General features: G+C 74.9%; 14 protein-coding genes and 1 riboswitch. Of the genes, 4 read left to right on the plus strand and 10 right to left on the minus strand.

All coding sequences use genetic code 11. The features are described from left to right. Positions 1-24 precede the first annotated feature (24 nt). Positions 25-1,092, minus strand: a complete 1,068-nt coding sequence (locus tag ACV7NM_RS24310; RefSeq protein ID WP_463414051.1) for a pyridoxal-phosphate-dependent aminotransferase family protein — start codon at positions 1,090-1,092, stop codon at positions 25-27. A gap of 148 nt (positions 1,093-1,240) precedes the next feature. On the opposite strand from ACV7NM_RS24310, the gene ACV7NM_RS24315 reads away from it, so the two are divergent. Continuing rightward, entirely contained in the window at positions 1,241-2,317 is a 1,077-nt protein-coding gene (locus tag ACV7NM_RS24315; protein WP_463414052.1) for an amidohydrolase family protein, read from the plus strand. Positions 2,318-2,514: 197 nt separating this feature from the next. Next, a complete protein-coding gene (locus ACV7NM_RS24320; RefSeq protein ID WP_463412260.1) occupies positions 2,515-3,447 on the plus strand; it encodes an SCO1860 family LAETG-anchored protein in 933 nt (310 codons plus the stop codon). A 46-nt stretch (positions 3,448-3,493) separates the two neighbouring features. On the opposite strand, the gene ACV7NM_RS24325 is transcribed toward ACV7NM_RS24320, so the two are convergent. Both ACV7NM_RS24325 and cobC read right to left on the minus strand, forming a co-directional pair. After that, positions 3,494-4,711: a CapA family protein gene (locus ACV7NM_RS24325; RefSeq protein WP_463412261.1), complete on the minus strand. Its 1,218-nt coding sequence runs from the start codon at positions 4,709-4,711 to the stop codon at positions 3,494-3,496. Between the two features lie 499 nt (positions 4,712-5,210). Continuing rightward, positions 5,211-6,665 (minus strand): Rv2231c family pyridoxal phosphate-dependent protein CobC, encoded by a 1,455-nt coding sequence (gene cobC, locus ACV7NM_RS24330; protein WP_463412262.1) that lies wholly within the window; start codon positions 6,663-6,665, stop codon positions 5,211-5,213. An 85-nt stretch (positions 6,666-6,750) separates the two neighbouring features. Here cobC and ACV7NM_RS24335 point away from each other — a divergent pair, with 85 nt between their 5' ends. Continuing rightward, positions 6,751-7,542, plus strand: coding sequence for a ZIP family metal transporter (locus tag ACV7NM_RS24335; RefSeq protein WP_463412263.1), 792 nt, complete (start codon positions 6,751-6,753; stop codon positions 7,540-7,542). Positions 7,543-7,544: 2 nt separating this feature from the next. Here ACV7NM_RS24335 and ACV7NM_RS24340 read toward each other — a convergent pair whose 3' ends face one another. From ACV7NM_RS24340 to ACV7NM_RS24370, 7 genes are all read right to left on the minus strand, one after another. After that, positions 7,545-8,930 carry a cobyrinate a,c-diamide synthase gene (locus ACV7NM_RS24340; protein WP_463414053.1) on the minus strand — a complete coding sequence of 462 codons (1,386 nt, stop codon included), beginning with the start codon at positions 8,928-8,930 and terminating at the stop codon, positions 7,545-7,547. 11 nt (positions 8,931-8,941) lie between these two features. Then, the gene (gene cobO, locus ACV7NM_RS24345) at positions 8,942-9,541 is read right to left on the minus strand and encodes a cob(I)yrinic acid a,c-diamide adenosyltransferase (protein WP_463412264.1); all 600 of its coding nucleotides are present in this window, start codon (positions 9,539-9,541) and stop codon (positions 8,942-8,944) included. Next, positions 9,541-11,655, minus strand: a complete 2,115-nt coding sequence (locus ACV7NM_RS24350) for a putative cobaltochelatase (RefSeq protein ID WP_463412265.1) — start codon at positions 11,653-11,655, stop codon at positions 9,541-9,543. The genes cobO and ACV7NM_RS24350 overlap by 1 nt, the downstream gene beginning before the upstream one ends. A 523-nt stretch (positions 11,656-12,178) precedes the next feature. After that, positions 12,179-13,699, minus strand: coding sequence for a cobyric acid synthase (locus ACV7NM_RS24355; protein ID WP_463412266.1), 1,521 nt, complete (start codon positions 13,697-13,699; stop codon positions 12,179-12,181). Continuing rightward, positions 13,696-14,703, minus strand: a complete 1,008-nt coding sequence (locus tag ACV7NM_RS24360) for a cobalamin biosynthesis protein (RefSeq protein WP_463412267.1) — start codon at positions 14,701-14,703, stop codon at positions 13,696-13,698. The genes ACV7NM_RS24355 and ACV7NM_RS24360 overlap by 4 nt, the downstream gene beginning before the upstream one ends. A gap of 36 nt (positions 14,704-14,739) precedes the next feature. Further along, positions 14,740-14,892, minus strand: a riboswitch (cobalamin riboswitch). A 107-nt stretch (positions 14,893-14,999) separates the two neighbouring features. Beyond that, a complete protein-coding gene (locus ACV7NM_RS24365) occupies positions 15,000-15,221 on the minus strand; it encodes a hypothetical protein (protein WP_463412268.1) in 222 nt (73 codons plus the stop codon). A gap of 28 nt (positions 15,222-15,249) precedes the next feature. Then, positions 15,250-16,509, minus strand: coding sequence for an anion permease (locus ACV7NM_RS24370; RefSeq protein WP_463412269.1), 1,260 nt, complete (start codon positions 16,507-16,509; stop codon positions 15,250-15,252). A 352-nt stretch (positions 16,510-16,861) separates the two neighbouring features. Here ACV7NM_RS24370 and ACV7NM_RS24375 point away from each other — a divergent pair, with 352 nt between their 5' ends. Further along, positions 16,862-17,992, plus strand: a complete 1,131-nt coding sequence (locus tag ACV7NM_RS24375) for an alpha/beta hydrolase family protein (RefSeq protein WP_463412270.1) — start codon at positions 16,862-16,864, stop codon at positions 17,990-17,992. Positions 17,993-17,994: the final 2 nt, after the last annotated feature.

Raw genomic sequence — 17,994 nt, forward strand, 5'->3', positions numbered from 1 at the left:
ACCGGGCGTGGAGACGGCGGTGGCCTACCAGGCCGCGGCCGCCGCGGCGAGCGCCGGCGTCGGGTCGACCGACAGGGCGGAGGCCAGCGCCGTCAACGACGCCCGCACCGACTCCGGGGAGGCCGCCGGGCCGTAGTGGTTGACCCGGATCATCTCCCGGGCCAGAGCCCCGCCGCCCGCCGCGAGCGGAGCCGTCGGGTCCGCCGAGAGCGCCTTGGCCACCACCTCGGAGGCGTCCGCCACCCGCAGGGTCGTCGCCACGGGCGCGGCTTCCACGGCCACCGGGACGTACGGGGCCACGCCCAACGCCGTCGCGCCCGCGCGGGTCGCGGCGGCCGCGGCCGCGTGCCGGCCCGCCACCGCCGACAGCCCCGCCGCGGCGATCCGGTCCAGGCAGGCCTCCAGCGCCAGCATCTCCAGCTGGGCCGGGGCGTGCGGCAGCGCGGTACGGCCGGCGTCGATCCAGCGCTCCTTCCAGTCCAGCAGCGACAGGTACGAACGCCGGGGCGCGGCCGGGTTCTGCGCGAAGCGGTCCCAGGCGCGCTCCGAGACCGACACCGCCGACACCCCCGCCGGGCCGCCCATCGCCTTCTGCGCGCCGATCACGCACAGGTCCACGCCCCAGGCGTCGGGGAGCAGCGGCTCGGCGGCCACCGAGGCCACCGCGTCCAGCATGAACAGGGCCCCGTGCGCCCGGACGGCCTCGCCGATCTCCGCGACCGGGTTGGTGTTGCCCGTCGCCGCCTCGGCGTGCACCAGCGACACGAAGTCGATCTGCGGGTGCGCGGCCAGCGCCCGGGCGACCTGCTCCGCGGTGACGGCGGTGTGGAACGGCACCGCCAGGTCCACCACCGTCGCCCCGCAGTCGCGCAGCCAGTTGCCGAAGGTGGTCCCGTACGGCCCGGTCACGATGTTCAGCGCCGTCGAACCGGGCCGGGCCCCGGAGCGGATGCACGCCTCCAGCGGCAGCAGCGCCTCGCCCTGGGTGATCACCACGTCCTGGCCGGTCGCGAGCAGCTCCGCCACCCCCCGCTCGATCGACGCGAAGCGGGCGGCGGTCAGCGGCGGGAGGTCCAGCAGGGGGTGGGTCACGGCGGTGCTCTCTTCGTCCGGGGTCACCGGCCGAGCCTACCCAGCACGGACGTAGGGTGCCGCCATGAGCGATGCGCGTGAGGTGAGCGGGGCGGGCCGTCCCGGCGGTGGGCCGGGAGGCGGCCCCGGGGGCGGGTCCGAGGGCGAAGTGCTGCACGTCAAGGGGCGGGTGCTCGTCGGACCCGACGACGTGCGCGACGAACTGTGGGTGATCGGCGGCCGGATCTCCTACGAGCGCCCGCGCGCCGCCCGCCAGATCACCACGGTCACCGGATGGACCCTGCCGGGCCTGGTCGACGCGCACTGCCACGTGGGCCTCGACGCCCACGGCCCCGTCGACGCCGCGACCGCCGAACTCCAGGCGCTCACCGACCGCGACGCCGGCACCCTGCTGATCCGCGACGCCGGATCGCCCTCGGACACCCGCTGGATCGACGACCGCGAAGACCTGCCGAAGATCATCCGCGCGGGCCGGCACATCGCCCGCACCCGCCGCTACATCCGCAACTACGCGCACGAGATCGAGCCGGCCGACCTGGTCGAGTACGTGGCGCGCGAGGCGCGGCGCGGCGACGGCTGGGTCAAGCTCGTCGGCGACTGGATCGACCGCGACGCCGGCGATCTGACCGCCTGCTGGCCCCGCGCGGAGGTAGAGGCCGCCATCGCCGAGGCGCACCGCCTAGGAGCCCGCGTCACCGCGCACTGCTTCGCCGAGGACTCGCTGCGCGACCTGGTCGAGGCGGGTATCGACTGCGTGGAGCACGCCACCGGGCTCACCGAGGAGACCATCCCGCTGTTCGCCGAGCGCGGGGTCGCGATCGTCCCGACCCTGGTGAACATCGCGACGTTCCCGAAGCTGGCGGCGGGCGGCGAGGCGAAGTTCCCGGCCTGGTCGGCGCACATGCGGCGGTTGCACGAGCGCCGGTACGACACCGTACGGGCCGCCTACGACGCGGGAGTTCCGGTCTACGTCGGCACCGACGCGGGCGGCTCCCTGCCACACGGCCTGGTCGCCGCCGAGGTCGCGGAGCTGGTGAAGGCCGGAATCCCGGCGTCGGCCGCCCTGTCCGCCACCGCCTGGGCGGCCCGCGAGTGGCTCGGCCGGCCCGGGTTGACCGAGGGCGCGCCGGCCGACCTCGTGGTGTACGGATCGGACCCCCGGGTTGACGTGGGGACCCTGGCGCAGCCGCTGCGGGTCGTGGTCAACGGCGGCGTCCGGGCGTGAGAGGGGGGAACTCCCGTTCCTTCTGAGGCGGATGATTCGCACACTCGGTCGGAAACCACCCTTTGGGGTGAAGTCACCTCAGGTATGGCCCCGTTCACCCACAGTGCTTAAAGAATCCGAGGGTCGAAGCCGTCGGCGTGCGCGATGTCCCCCATTGGCCGCGCGACGGCACCCATCTCCCCGGGGGTTCCACCATCTTGAACAGCAACACCTTCCGCATGCCCGCGTCCGCCCTGCTCGCCATGGGGGCGGTGGCCCTGCTCACCGCGCCGGCCGCCTTCGCCACCGGAGGCGGCAGCGGCGGCAACGGCGGCGGCGGCGCGGCGGGCGAGGGCAAGGCCGGCGCCGTCGTGCTGCGCGCCGGACTCGACGTCGGCCTGCTGGGAAAGGCCGTCCACGTACCGCTCCAGGCCACGCTCAACGAGGTCAGCGCCCCGGCGGCGGCCGAGAAGACCGCCCTGACCGTGACCCTCGACGGCGCCGAACAGGGCAACCCCGTCAGTGTCCTGCGGGCGGACGTGGCCACCGCCAAGGCGACCGCGGACGCCCACCGGGCGCAGGCCGAGTCGAACCTCGCCAAGGCCTCGGTGCACGTGCCCGGACTCCCACAACTCTCGCTGATCCAGGTCGAGAAGGTCACATCCAAGGCGGTGTGCGAGGCCGGGCGGAAACCGGTGGCCACCTCGAACGTGCTCGGCGCCGTCACCGTCCTCGGCAAGAAGGTCACCCTGTCGGCGGGCGGCCCCACCAAGGTCGAGGTGCCCGGGGTCGGTCTGGTCGACCTGGAGCTGTCCGGTACGCGGACCACCTCCACCACGGCCGCCGCGGCCGCGCTGCGCCTCAAGGTGTCGGTGAACCCGCTGAAGCTGAACGTGGCGCAGGTCGAGGGCGAGATCGTCCTGGCCGAGGCGCACTGCGAGGCCCCTGCGGGCCCCGCGCCGAGCGCGCCCGCCCCCGCGCCGGCGGACGTCAGGACGCAGACGGTGAGCGGGTCCACGACACCCGTGCGCGCCGACCTCGCCGAGACCGGGAGCGGTTCGGCGACCCCGTATGTGGCGGGCGGCGCGCTGCTGCTGCTCGGCGTCGGCGCGGGCGCGCTGATCGTCACCCGGCGCGGCAAGGCCTCGTAGCGCCGCGGGACCGGCGGCCGGGCCCGGGGGGCCCGGGCACGGGGAGTCAGCGCGTGGCGTGCTCCAGCCCCTGGGCGCTCGCGCCCCGGGACGTCACCGCGGCGGTGACCTGCTGGTCGACGCGGGCGTACTCGCTCCGCTTGGCGGCGGTCAGGGAGTCGTCGGCGGCGGCGCACGAGGCGCAGACGACGCGGAACGGAGGCCCCATGTCCGAGTACTGGGTGAGGTATTCGGCCTTCACCACCTCCCAGCGACCCGGGTGCGCGGCGGCCGGAGCGAAGGTGAAGCGGGGCACGGAGGACATGTTGCCGCGCAGTTGGTCGGGCTCGTAGAAGCTGGCGACCTGGTCGCCCATGCCGAAGACCACCCACGTGCCGTTGATCTTCTCGTAGGGCTGCGGCACGTGGTTGTGCGTTCCGATGATCAGATCGATGTCGGGGAGACCGTCGGGGCCGCGAGAGGCGGTCAACGCCTGTGCCAGGTCGCTCTGTTGCCGGTCGGGCGCGGTCTGCCACTCGGTGCCCCAGTGGACGCTGAGGACGACGACGCCGGCGCCCGCAGCCCGGGCGGCGCGGGCGTCGGCGATGATCCGGTTCTGGTCGATGAGGTTGACGGACCACGGCTTGCCGGCCGGGAGCGGGATGCCGTTCGTCCCGTAGGTGTAGTCCAACTGGGCGACCTTGGCGCCGCCGGCCTGGAGCACGGCGGGCGTGGTGGCCTCCTCGGCCGTCCGGGCCGAACCGACGTGCTTGAGGCCGACGCGGTCGAGGTGGTCGAGGGTGCGGGTCAGCCCCGCGTCGCCGTCGTCCAGGGTGTGGTTGGAGGCCGTGGAGCAACTGTCGTAACCGGCGTCCTTGAGGGCGTCGGCCAGCTGGTGCGGGGCCTTGAAGGCGGGATAGCCGGTGTAGGGGCCGCCGGGGGGACCGTACGGTATCTCGTGGTGGCATATCGCCAGGTCGGCGGCGGAGACGATCGGCTTGACCCCGGCGAGTATCTTGCGGAAGTCGTGTCTCTGGCCGGTGCCTTTCGCGTCGTCCGCCGCGCGCTGGATGATCGAGGGGTACGGGATCAGGTCCCCGGTCGCCACCAGGGTGAACGGCTTCCCGGCGGGCACCGCCGGGGCGTCCCGCGCGGGCTTCGGCCCGAGCCGCTGCTCGGCGGCGCCGCCGGCGGCCCCGTGCAGGAGCACCGGTACGGCGTACACCGCCCCGCCGACCAACGCCAGCCCGCCGAGGGCCGCGCCTATCTTCCCCGCTGCGTTCATCCTCGTACCCCCGTGACGACCGCTACCGCTACCGCTGCCGAAACCCGATCCTCGCGCACCCCCGTCCCCACCGCCACGCGACCCGCGCACACCCCGGCCGCCCGGTAGGCATGGGGTCGGGCGGCGGCCGGGCGCGGTCCGGCGCGGGCGGGGCCGGGTCGCGGCGCCGGGCAACCGCCCGGATCGGTGGGACTCGCCGTCCGTGCGGGCCCCCGGCCGGCGGGCGGGAGGCCGTATGTGCCGACCGTCGGGCAGGAGGGCGGTGCGAGGGTTCCCGCCCCCCGGCGGCGGTGGGCCCGAGGGCGGCCCAGGCGGCAACCGCCGTCCGGCACACGGCCGATAGGACGCGGCCCGTCCGTGCCGCCCGCCGGCCGTGCGGCCCCGCTGCCGTGCGGGTCGCCTGGCGACCGGGGCGCGAGCGCGTTGCCGTCGTCCCACCAGGGCGTGTCCGCGAGGTCCCTCCCGGCGGTAGCCGGGGGAGGGACTTTGACGACAGGGCCTAGTGCGAGGCCAGGGCCAGGGCGTGGTCGAGGGCCTGGAGGAGGCGGCCCGTCGTGGGGCGGTCGCGGACCGCGAGGCGGAGCCAGGACGCGTCCAGGCCCGGGAAGGTGTCCCCCCGGCGGACCGCGAAGCCAAGCGCGCGCAGGCGGGTACGGACCTGCTCCGCGCCCGGCACCCGGATCAGGACGAACGGCCCCTGGGCCACCCCCGACACCGAGACCTCCTCGAACTCCGCCAGCCCCGCCAACAGATGCGCCCGGTCCACCGCGATCTGCCGCGCCGCCGCCTCCGCCTCCGCCAGCGCCTCCGGGGTCATGCAGGCCTGGGCCGCCACCAGGGCCGGAGTGCTCACCGGCCACAGCGGCTGCGCCGCCGCCAGCTTCGTGATCACCTCCGGCTCGGCCAGCACGTACCCGATCCGCAGCCCCGCCAGCCCCCAGGTCTTCGTCAGGCTGCGCAACACCACCAGCCCCGGCACGTCCGTCCTCCCGGCCAGCGCCTCCCGTTCGCCGGGGACCGCGTCCATGAACGCCTCGTCCACCACCAGGGTCCGGCCCGGCCGGGCCAGCGCCGCCAGGGTGGCCGCCGAGTGGAGCACGGACGTCGGGTTGGTCGGGTTCCCGACCACCACCAGGTCCGCGTCCTCCGGTACCGCCGCCGGGTCGAGCCGGAACCCGTCCGCCGCCCGCAGTACCACCCGCTCCACCTGGTGGCCGGCGTCCCGCAGGGCCGCTTCCGGCTCGGTGAACTGGGGGTGCACCACCACCGGCCGTACGGCGCCCAGGGCCCGTGCGATCAGCACGAACGCCTCCGCCGCCCCCGCCGTCAGCAGCACCCGCTCGGCCGGCAGCCCGTGCCGCTCCGCCACCGCCGCGCGGGCCGCGCGCCCGTCGGGGTACGCGGCGAGATCCCCGAGGGAGGCCGCGATCCGCTGCCTGAGCCACTCCGGGGGCGTGTGCGTACGTACGTTGACCGCGAGGTCGACCAGCTCCGCGTCCGCGTCCCGTATCTCCGCGTCCCCGTGATGGCGCAGGTCGTGCCCCTGCGCGGTGGCCACGGCGCAGGTCGCCGCCACCGACCGGCGTTTGGGTACGAGGAGTTCCCCGCCCCCCGCGAGCGCCGCCGCCTCCGCCACCGAGCCGGTGCCGACGCCATCGAGCGCCGCGTCCGAGGGGTGCGGTACGGGGATCGTCGCCAACTTCTCCGCGGGGTAGCCGAGCAACGGCACGCCGAAACGTTTCGCCGCGCCCGCGATCCCCGCCTCCCTCGTCTTCGGCTCCACCGTGGCCAGCGCCGTCACCGCGTCGGTGGCAAGCCCCGCCCCCCGCAGCGTCTCCTCGACCAGCGCGCAGACCTCCGCCACGGAGACCCCCGCACGTCCGCCCACCCCGACCACCAGCCGGGTCGCGTACTCGCCCACCGAAGCCCTCCCTCCGTCGTCCTGTCGAGTCATTGTCGGGCCGCCGTCGTCAAAACGTCTCCGCCCCGGCCCGCGCGGGGAAGTGCGCGCGGCGCCGCCAATCGGTATGCAGTGGCACATGGCCGTGATCGTGGCGTTGGGCGCGTTCCTGATGACCCTGGCGGGCGGATGGACGGCGCAGCACGTCACCGACCGCCGCCACCTCGTGCTGGGGCTGGCCGGCGGGCTGATGCTCGGGGTCGTGGGCCTCGACCTGCTCCCCGAGGCGATGCGGGCCGCGGGCCGCCAGGTGTTCGGCGTCCCGCTCGCGCTGCTGCTCTTCGTCACCGGATTCCTGCTCGCGCACGTCGCCGAACGCGTGCTCGCCGTACGGCAGGCCGCGCACGGCGCCGAGAACGGCGCCCCGCACGCCCAAACCCAAGCCGACGCCGACGCCCACGTCCGAGCGCACGATCAGGCCGGCGCGCACCGCACCCCCGAGGTCGGGCTCGCCGCGGCCGCCGCCATGGTCGGCCACAGCCTGGCCGACGGGGTGGCCCTGGGCGCCGCCTTCCAGGTGGGCGGCGGTATGGGCGTGGCCGTAGCCCTGGCCGTCGTCACGCACGACTTCGCCGACGGGTTCAACACGTACACGCTCACCAGCTTGTACGGCAACGCCCGCAGGAAGGCACAGATGATGCTGCTCGCGGACGCCGTGGCACCGGTCGTGGGCGCCCTCTCCACACTGCTGTTCACTCTTCCGGAGGAACCGCTCGGGGCGTACCTCGGTTTCTTCGCCGGCATCCTGCTCTACCTGGCCGCCGCCGAGATCCTGCCCGAGGCACACCACCGGCACCCCGCCCTGTCCACGCTGCTCTGCACGGTGGGCGGGGTGGCCGGGATCTGGCTCGTGGTCGGCCTCGCGGACTGAGCTCACGGCCGAGCCGCCGCCGCGGCTTCCGCGAACCGCCGGGCGACGGACGGCCGCGCCGCCCAGTGCGTGTGCAGGTAGCTGGCGTGCACACCGCTTTGGACGAAGCCCTCGACGCGGCGTTCGGGGTGGGTGAAACCCCAAGCGGGGGCCGCGCCGGCGCCCGGGTCGATCACCGTCCGGTGGAACTCGTGCCCCCGCAGCCGGGTCCCGGCGACGGCGAGCGCGCTGTCCGACACCGCCACCGCCTCGCGGTAGCCCAGCGTGAGGCGTTCCGACATCCGCGCGTCGGCGTCGAGCACCCCGCACATCGGCTTCCCGTCCAGCGACCGCGCCAGGTACAGCAGCCCGGCGCACTCGGCCGCCACCGGGCCGCCCGCGGCGGCGAAATCCGCGACGGCGCGGCGCAGCGGCGCGTTGGCGGAGAGCTCGGGCGCGTACACCTCGGGAAATCCGCCGCCGATCACCAGGCCGGTGGTGCCTTCGGGGAGGGCCTCGTCCCGCAGCGGGTCGAAGGTGACGACGTCCGCGCCCGCGGCGCTGAGCAACTCGGCGTGCTCGGCGTAGGAGAACGTGAACGCCGCGCCGCCCGCGACGGCCACGACGGGCCGCGGTCTTCCGGCGGGCGGTTCGAGTTCCGCCGTCGAGGCCTCCGTCGGGGACCCGTCGCCCTCCGGCGACCACGCCTCGCACTCCAGCGGCGGGGCCGTACGGGCCAGGGCCATCAGGGCCTCCAGGTCGCACCCGGCCCGCACCTGGGCAGCCAGCGCCGCCACCGCGGCCAGGGCGTCGGCCCGCCGCTCCGCCACCGGCACCAACCCCAGGTGCCGCGACGGCGCGGCCACCTGCGGCGCCCGCCGCAGGACGCCCAGGACCGGCATCCCGGCCTCCTCCAGCGCCTCCCGCAGCATCACCTCGTGCCGGTCGGAACCGACCTTGTTGAGGATCACCCCGCCCAGGCGCACCCGGGGATCGAACGACGCGAAGCCGTGCACCAGCGCCGCCACCGACCGCGACTGCGAGGACGCGTCCACCACGAGCACCACCGGCGCGCGCAGCAGCTTCGCGACCTGCGCCGTCGACGCCAGCTCACCCCGCCCCGCGGCCCCGTCGTACAGCCCCATCACGCCTTCGACGAGGGCGAGGTCGCAGCCGGCCGCGCCGTGCGCGAACAGCGGCGCGACCAGTTCCGGCCCGCACATGAAGGCGTCCAGGTTCCGCCCCGGCCGGCCGGTGGCCAAAGCGTGGTAGCCGGGGTCGATGTAGTCGGGCCCGGCCTTGTGCGGGGACACGGCGAGGCCGCGCTCCGCGAAGGCCGCCATCAGGCCCGTCGCCACGGTGGTCTTGCCGCTGCCGGAGGACGGCGCGGCGATCACCAGCCGCGGCATGTGGAGCGAGGTCACCACTCGATGCCCCTCTGGCCCTTCTGGCCGGCGTCCATGGGGTGCTTGACCTTCGTCATCTCGGTGACGAGATCGGCGAACTCCACCAGTTTGTCAGGCGCGTTGCGGCCGGTGATGACCACGTGCTGGGTGCCGGGCCGGTCGCGCAGCACCTCGATCACCTCGTCCACGTCGATCCAGCCCCAGTGCATCGGGTACGCGAACTCGTCCAGCACGTACAGCCGGTGCGTCTCGGCGGCCAGGTCCCGCTTGACCTGCTCCCAGCCCTCCTTCGCCGCCTGCTCGTTGTCGAGCTGCGCGTCGCGCTGCACCCAGGACCAGCCCTCGCCCATCTTGTGCCAGACGACCGAGCCGCCCTCCCCGGAGGCGCCGAGCACCTTCAGCGCGTTCTCCTCACCGACCTTCCACTTCGCCGACTTGACGAACTGGAACACCCCGATCGGCCAGCCCTGGTTCCAGGCGCGCAACGCCAGCCCGAAGGCGGCCGTCGACTTTCCCTTGCCCGGGCCGGTGTGGACGAAGACGAGCGGACGGTTGCGGCGCTGGCGCGTCGTGAGCCCGTCGTCCGGAACGACGGACGGCTGTCCCTGCGGCATTACGCGGCCCTCCTGTTGGGGGTGGTGTTCGAGGTCACTGAGGTACGTACGTTCTTCACCAGGCCGGCCAGCGAGTCGGCCCGCAGCCCGTCGAGCGTGACGGCCGGCCCGCCGAGGTCGGCGGCCAGCGCCCCGGCCAGCCCCAGCCGGACCGGGCCGGTTTCGCAGTCCACGACCACCGAGGCCAGCCCTTGGGCCGCCAGCATCCGCGCGCTGCGCCCGGACAGCTCGCGCGGGTCCCCGCCGAGCGCGCCCGCCGACGTCGCCCGCCCGTCGGTGACGACCACGAGCAGCGGCCGGCGCGAGGGGTCCCGCAACCGCTCGATCCGCAACACCTCGTGGGCCTTGAGCAGCCCGGCGGCCAGCGGGGTCCGCCCGCCGGTCGGCAGCCGCTCCAGCCGGGCCGCCGCCGCGTCCACGGAGGAGGTCGGCGGCAGCGCCAACTCGGCGCCCGAGCCGCGGAAGGTGATCAGACCGACCTTGTCGCGGCGCTGATAGGCGTCCAGCAGCAGCGACAGCACCGCGCCTTTGACCGCGCTCATGCGCTGCCGGGCGGCCATCGAACCCGAGGCGTCGACGAGGAACAGGACGAGGTTGCCCTCGCGGCCCTCGCGGGTCGCCTGCCGCAGGTCGTCCGCCCGTACGACCAGCCCGCGCCCGCTGCGCCCGCGCGCCTTCTGGTGCGGCGCGGCGGCCTGGATGGTCGCGGCCAGGTGCAGCTTCGTCAGTTGCCCCCGGGGACGCCGGGCCCCGGTGGTGCGGCCGTGCGCGGTCCGGGCGCGGGAGCGGCGGCCGGCCGCGCCCTCGCCGAGGCCGGGCACGCTCAGCATCTTGGTCCGGAACGGCTCGGCGGCCCGTACGGGCGCCTGTTCGGGCGCGGCATCGGCACCCTCGGGGGCGGCGGGAGCGGTCCGCGGCTCGGGTGCTTCCTGCGGCCCGGGCGCCTCGGGGGCTTCGGGCGCCTGAGCGGCGTCGGGCCCCTCGCCCTGCGGGGGTACGCCGCCACCTCCGTCGGGACCACCGTCGCCCGGGCCGTCGTCGCCCGAACCACCGTCGCCCGGGCCGTCGTCGTCGGGCCCCTCAGGCTCCGGTTCCGGCTCCTCGTCGGGGAACCGGTCCAGGATCTCGTCCAGCTTGTCCTCGTCGAGGCCGGGCGCGTCGAAGGGGTTGCGGCGGCGCCGGTGGGGGAGCGCCAGCAGCGCGGCCCGCCGTACGTCCTCCTTGCGCACCTCGGTCCGCCCCGCCCAGGCGGCCAGGGCCGTCGCGGTGCGCGCCATCACGATGTCGGCCCGCATGCCGTCGACCTCGAAACCGGCGCAGGTTGCCGCGATCCGCAGCAGCGAGGTGTCGTCGAGCACGACCTTCGGCAGCAGCGCCCGCGCGGCGACCACCCGGGCCCGTACCTCACGTTCGTCATCGGCCCAGCGGTTCGCGAAAGCGGCGGCGTCGTCCTCGTAGGCGAGCCGGCGGCGCACCACCTCGACGCGCTGGGCGGGCTCGCGCGAGGCCGCGACCTCGACGGTGAGCCCGAACCGGTCCAAGAGCTGCGGGCGGAGCTCGCCCTCCTCGGGGTTCATCGTGCCGACGAGGAGGAAGCGGGCCGCGTGGCGTACGGAGACGCCCTCGCGCTCGACGTAGGAGGCGCCCATCGCGGCGGCGTCCAGGAGCAGGTCGATGAGGTGGTCGTGGAGGAGGTTGACCTCGTCGACGTACAGGATGCCGCGGTGCGCGGCGGCGAGCAGGCCCGGCTCGAAGGCCTTCACGCCCTCCGACAGGGCCCGTTCGATGTCGAGGGCGCCGACCAGGCGGTCCTCGGAGGCGCCGACGGGCAGTTCCACCATCCGCGCGGGGCGGACCGTGCCGCCTCCGGGCTCGTGCGGGCCGTCGGGGCAGGCCGGGTCCGGCGCCGCGGGGGCACAGGAGAACCGGCAGCCGGGCACGACGTCCACCTGTGGCAGCAGCGCGGACAGCGCCCGGACGGCGGTGGACTTGGCGGTGCCCTTCTCGCCTCGCACGAGTACGCCGCCGACCGCCGGGCTCACGGCGTTGAGCAGGAGCGCCAGGCGCAGGTCGTTCTGGCCGACCACGGCGGTGAACGGGTAGGGCGTGCTCATGCGGTGGCCCCTCCTTCGTGTGTGGGGGTGTGCGTGCGTGGGCGGTTGCCGGCCGCGGTCGGGGCGTGCGCGGCTTCCGCGGCCCGGGCCCGATGTGCGGGCCCCCCGGGGGCCGCTGCGACCGGTCGGGTGTGGTGCGCGAGTCCGTCCGGGGCCGCTGCCGCGGGCCGCCGGGTGTGGTGCGAGGGGCGGCCGGGGGCCGCCGGCGCGTGCCGGGTGTGGTGTGTGGGTGTGCTGCGGGGTGCCGCTGCGCGGGGCCGTCCCGCACCCGCCCTTCCGCCGTTCCCCGGGGCTCCGCCCCGGACCCCGACCGCGCCCGGGCGCATCCCCGGGCCGGATGGCGCGGAGCGCCGTTTCGGCCCCGCCGGCGTTTGGGGCGCGGGGGTCCGGGGACCGGCCCCCGGCAACGGCGCCGCAAGCCCGGCACACCCGGCCTGTCCGGCGATCGAGGACCGGGTCCGGGCGGAGCCCGGGGAACGGAGGAAGGGCGGGTGGGCGAGAGCCGCCCGCGGGGCCGGGGGCCTCATGGCGCGCCCGGGGGCAGGAAGGGCAGGCCCGTCGGGGCGCCACCCTCGATCAGCCCCAGCAGCGCAGCGGTGTCCGCGTGCTCCTCGATCAGGTCCCCCAGCAGATCCAGCTGCCGCTCCCGCAGCCCCGCGAACGACGTATCCGCCGCCGGAACGAACCGGCGCCCCGCGGCAACCGCCACCTCCCGCAGGAACGCCCGGCGGAAGCCGTCCGACTCCAGCGAGCCGTGCCAGTGGGTGCCCCACACCTCACCGACCCGGCAACCGTCCAGGAACGGCTCCCCGCCCAGCACCTCGGCGACCCCGTGGTGGATCTCGTACCCCTCGACGGGCTCGCCCAGCGCCGAACCGACCGGCCGCGCAAGGGTCTTCTCCGCATCGAACCGCACCCGAACCGGCAGCAACCCGAGGCCCGCCACCGACCCGGCCTTGGACTCGACCTCGTCCTCGATGTGCTCGCCCAGCGCCTGGAACCCGCCGCAGATGCCCAGCACCGGCCGCCCCTCGGCGGCCCGCCGGGCCAGCGCGTCGGCGAGCCCCCGCTGCCGCAGCCACTCCAGTGCCTTCACCGTGCCACGGGTTCCCGGTACGACGACCAGGTCCGCGTCGGCCAGTTCCTCGGCCCGGTCCACGAACCGGACGACCACGCCCGGTTCGGCGGCCAGCGCGTCCACGTCGGTGAAGTTCGACATCAGCGGCACCGCGCACACCGCCACCCGCAGCAGGTCCTCGCCGACCGGAGGGGCCACCACGGACTCCCGTACCGCGCCCCGCAGCGACACCCTCAGCCCGTCCTCCTCGTCGATGCCCAGGCCGTGCCGGTACGGCAGCACGCCGTACGTGGCCCGGCCCGTCAGCCCGCGCAGCATCTCCATGCCGGGCTCCAACAGCGAGACGTCGCCACGGAACTTGTTCACCATGTAGCCGGCGATCAGCGACTGGTCCTCGGGCGACAGCAGCGCCGTCGTCCCGAAGAACGAGGCGAAGACGCCGCCCCGATCGATGTCCCCGACCACCACGACCGGGAAGCGCGCGGCCCGCGCGATGCCCATGTTCACGATGTCGGTCCGGCGCAGGTTGATCTCGGCCGGACTGCCCGCCCCCTCGCAGATCACGGCGTCATACGTGCCCCGCAGCTCCTCCAGGCAGTCCGTGACGATCCCGAGCAACCGCTCCTGACGTCCGCCGTGGTAGCCGCGGGCGCTCATCTCGCCCACCGGCTTTCCCAACAGCACCACCTGGCTGCTGCGGTCACTGCCGGGCTTGAGCAACACCGGGTTCATCAGCGCCGTCGGCTCCACGCGCGCGGCCTGCGCCTGCATCGCCTGGGCCCGGCCGATCTCCGCGCCCTCGCGCGTGACGAACGAGTTCAGCGACATGTTCTGCGCCTTGAACGGCGCCACCTTCACGCCCTGTCGGGACAGCCAGCGGCAGATGCCCGCCGTGACCACGCTCTTGCCCGCGTCCGACGTGGTCCCAGCGACCAGCAGACCGCCGCCCCGCTTCGAGCCGCTCATGCCCGCCCCTTCCCCGATTGCCGGGCCGGCCACCAGGCCGACCGCGCTGCCGATCGCGCTGTCGACCACCGTGTCACCGCACAGCGCAGTGCCACACACGTCCCCAGTGCCACCCACGTCACCCGCTGCGAAAGCCGTACCGCCCGCTCGATGTCCGACACCTCGACCGGCCGCCCGGCGGCGCCGTTCAACACGGCCCGGTGCTCGACCCGGCCGCCGTACGCGAGGGTTCCGCCCAGCCGTACGCCCAGCGCCCCGGCGAAGGAGGCCTCCACTGGACCGGCGTTGGGGCTCGGGTGCGCGGCGGCGTCGGCGCGCCAGGCCCGTACCGCCCCCCGCCGGTCGGGTCCGACCAGTACGGCGGCGAGCGCGGTCAGCCGGGCGCCGGGCCAGCCCGCGACGTCGTCGAGCCGGGCGGAGGCCCATCCGTAGCGCAGGTAGCGCGGCGACTTGTGGCCCACCATCGCGTCCAGGGTGTTCACGGCGCGGAACGCCAGCAGCCCGGGCACGCCGGCGAGGGCGCCCCAGACCAACGCCCCCACGACCGCGTCGGAGGTGTTCTCGGCGACCGACTCCACGACCGCGCGGGCCAACTGCTGCTCGTCCAGGGCCTGCGGGTCGCGCCCGCACAGGTGCGGCAGCCGCTCCCGCGCCACCTCGCCGTCCCCGGCGGCGAGCGCCCCGCCGATGGCGCGGGCCTCCCGACCGAGCGAGGTGCCGCCGACGACGGCCCAGGTGGCGGCGGCGGTCAGGGCGATACGGGCGACCGCGGGCCGGGAGCGCACGGCGCGGGCGCCGAGCGCGCCTATCGCCGCCGCGCCCCCCGCGCACGTCAGGGTGTGGACCACGCCCCGTACCCGGTCGTCGCGCCACAGGGCGCGTTCGAGGGCGGCGGCGGCTCTTCCGAAGGCGGCCACGGGGTGCCCCCGGCGCGGATCACCGAAGATCCGGTCGCCGATCAGGCCCGCCGTGGCGCCGTACGCGAATACGCGATCGGCACGCATGGTGGCAGTTGTGTCCTCGCTCAGGGTCCGCGCCCTGGTTCGTGGTGTCCGGTGGCGAGAGTTCCTGGCTCCCGGGACGCACGGACCGCGTGCTCCCGGTGACAGTGGCGGGACCGCGCCGGATTCGCACCGGACTTCCTCTCCATGCCGCCGTATTGGCTCGGGCAGTCCACCACGCACCGCGAACGCCCGTCAACTTGCCGTTGACCTGCGGCGAGGGGGGTGGGGCGGCCGGGGCGGGGGCATGCGAAAGCTCCCCACGGGAATCCCGCGGGGAGCTTTCGACGGTCGTCGCGTCAGCTGACGATCAGATAGATCGCGTAGGCCACGGCGAGGCCGCAGAGCGCGAAGCACGCGTAGGCGCCGCTGCGGGCCGCGGTGGCGGCCCCACCCTGCTCGGTGGCCGCCTCGTGCCTGGAGAGGCCCACCAGCCCCAGGGTGAACAGGGCCACGAGGGCGACGGTGGCGGAGAGGCTGACCCCGAAGACGGAGCCGAGTGCTGCCCAGTCGATCTTCATACCGCTGATTCCTCTGTCGTTCTCGGGGTCAGACCGCCGCGGCCGGAGCCACGGGTGCCGGGGCGGCCGCCGGGATGGTGGCCTTGAGGTCCTCGTCGGTCACCGCGGCGGTGGTACCGGCGGCGGCGATCGGCGGGACGGTGACGGCGGCCATGGCCGTGGTGACGACGCCGGGAGCCTCGGCCGACTCGGCCTCCGTGACGTTGTGGTGGTCGACGACCTGGCGGCGCGAGATGAACCAGATCGCGGCGCAGGAGGCGACCAGGAAGACCACGACGGCGGCGACGCCGACGTTGCCGGTGCGCATGACCATCTCGGCGCCGGCGCCGACCAGGGCGGCGGCGGGCAGGGTCAGGCCCCACGCGATGAACATGCGGGTGGCGGTGGACCAGCGGACCACACCGCCCTTGCGGCCCAGACCCGCGCCCATGACCGCGCCGGAGCAGGCGTGGGTGGTGGAGAGGGAGAAGCCGAGGGTGGAGGAGGCCAGGATGACGCTCGCGGCCGAGGTCTGGGCGGCGAAGCCCTGCTGCGGGTGGAGGTCGGTCAGACCGCTGCCCATGGTGCGGATGATGCGCCAGCCGCCCAGGTAGGTACCCATCGCGATGGCCATGCCGGCGGAGACGATGACCCAGACCGGCGGGTTCGCACCGGAGTCCAGGGCGCCGCCCGCGACGAGCGCGAGCGTGATGATGCCCATCGTCTTCTGGGCGTCGTTGGTGCCGTGGGCGAGGGAGACGAGACCGGCCGAGGCGATCTGACCGGCGCGGTACCCCTTGGTGGCGGTCTTGCCGCCGACCTTGCCACCGAGCTTGTACGTGAGCCGCGCGGCGAGCATCGCGGCCACACCGGCCACGATGGGAGCGGCGACGGCGGGGATGAGCACCTTGGTGACGACAACGCTGCCGTTGACCGCGCCGAGGCCGGCCGAGGCCACCGCGGCGCCGATCAGGCCGCCCATCAGGGCGTGGGAGGAGCTGGAGGGAAGCCCGACCAGCCAGGTGACGAGGTTCCAGAGGATCGCGCCGACCAGGGCGGCGAAGATCACTTCAGGCTGGATGCCCTGCTCGTTGACCAGGCCCTTGGAGATCGTCTTGGCGACCTCCACGGACATGAACGCGCCGACGAGGTTGAGCACGGCGGACATGGCCACCGCCGTCTTGGGCTTGAGAGCGCCGGTCGAGATGGTGGTCGCCATCGCGTTGGCTGTGTCGTGGAAACCGTTCGTGAAGTCGAACACGAGAGCGGTGATGATCACGATCCCGAGGAGAAGCGTTATGTGCTCCATTTACCCAGGCTTCTGTTTGGCGTCAGTGGCTCGGCGACCGTAAGCAACCTGAGTGAACGGAAGATGAACTGGGGGAGGTCGGGTGGTGTCGCGGCTCCGGGCGCGATCGGGGCCTTCCTCCCGGTTCGGCCCCAGATCCAACGAAAAAGGCACGTCACGGCGGGTGATCGGCTCTCACGGGCAGGCGTTTCCGGGCGTCCCGGTGGCTCCTCGCGCCCCTCCCGACGAGACCCAGATCACGGTCGCCGGCGGCGGGCCGGAAGTGTTACCCGACGTTACCCACCGTTGTCCGGCGGTTGCGGAATGACTTACTCCGGTGGCCTCCACACCGTCGCGCCTGGACACTGGAGCGGTGCGTACCGCCACAGCGACGGCAGCGGCCGTCACCGCGACCTTGATCGGTGCCGGCGCGGCCGTCGTCGCGGCCGGCCGGTACGCCGCCGACGCGGCCCTCCGCCCCGAACCCGGGCGACCCCTGCCCGGCGGCCCCCGACTCACCGTCCACTCCACCGCGGCCGGCCGGGTCGCGCTGACCCGCTCGCTCGCCTCGCTGCGCCCCGGCACGTACGGCCTGGACGCCCCGGGCGTGCACGCGGTGGTCGGCCCGGTCCTCGCCGATGTCCCGCACGGCCCCGACACCGTCGTACGCCGCCTCCTCGCCGTCACCCACGGCAGCCTCGACCCCGGTACCCGGGTCGCCCTCACGCCCCAGGTCCACCTCGGCAACCCGCGCGCGGCCCTCGGGCTCGACCACGCCGACGTCGACGTCCCCGGCGAGCTCGGCCCGCTGCCCGCCTGGTTCGTCCCGGCGGCCCGCGACACCTGGGTCATCACCGTGCACGGACTCGGCGGCACCCGCGAGCACCCGATGGTCGTCATGCCGCTCCTGCACCGCCACGGGCTGCCGGTCCTCGACCTCGCCTACCGCGGCGACCTGGGCGCTCCCCGTTCCCCGGACGGTCTCGGTCACCTCGGCGAGTCGGAGTGGCGCGACGTGGACGCCGCCATCCGCTACGCCCTGCGCTACGGCGCCCGCCGCGTCATCCTGTACGGCTGGTCCACCGGCGCCACCATGGCCCTGCACGCTGCCGAGCGCTCGGCCCTGGCCGGCCGGATCTCCGGTCTGGTGCTGGACTCCCCGGTGCTCGACTGGCACACCACCCTGCGCGCCCTGGCCGCGGCCCGACGCACCCCGGCGCCGCTGATGCCGTTCGTGGTCCGGGCCGCCGAAGGCCGTGCGGGTCTGCGCGTCGACCGGCGTCCCCCGGGCGCGGACCCCGGCGCGCTGCGGATGCCCGTCCTGATCTTCCACGGGCCCGACGACACCATCGCCCCCTGGGGACCCGCCCGCCGGCTCGCCGATGCCCGCCCCGACCTCGTCACCTTGAAGGCGGTCCGGGACGCACCGCACGGCGCGATGTGGAACGCGGCCCCGGAGGACTACGAGGAGACCCTGCGCCGCTTTTTGACCCCTCTTATGTGAAA

This window comes from Streptomyces sp. Tek67B01 (assembly GCF_055231995.1).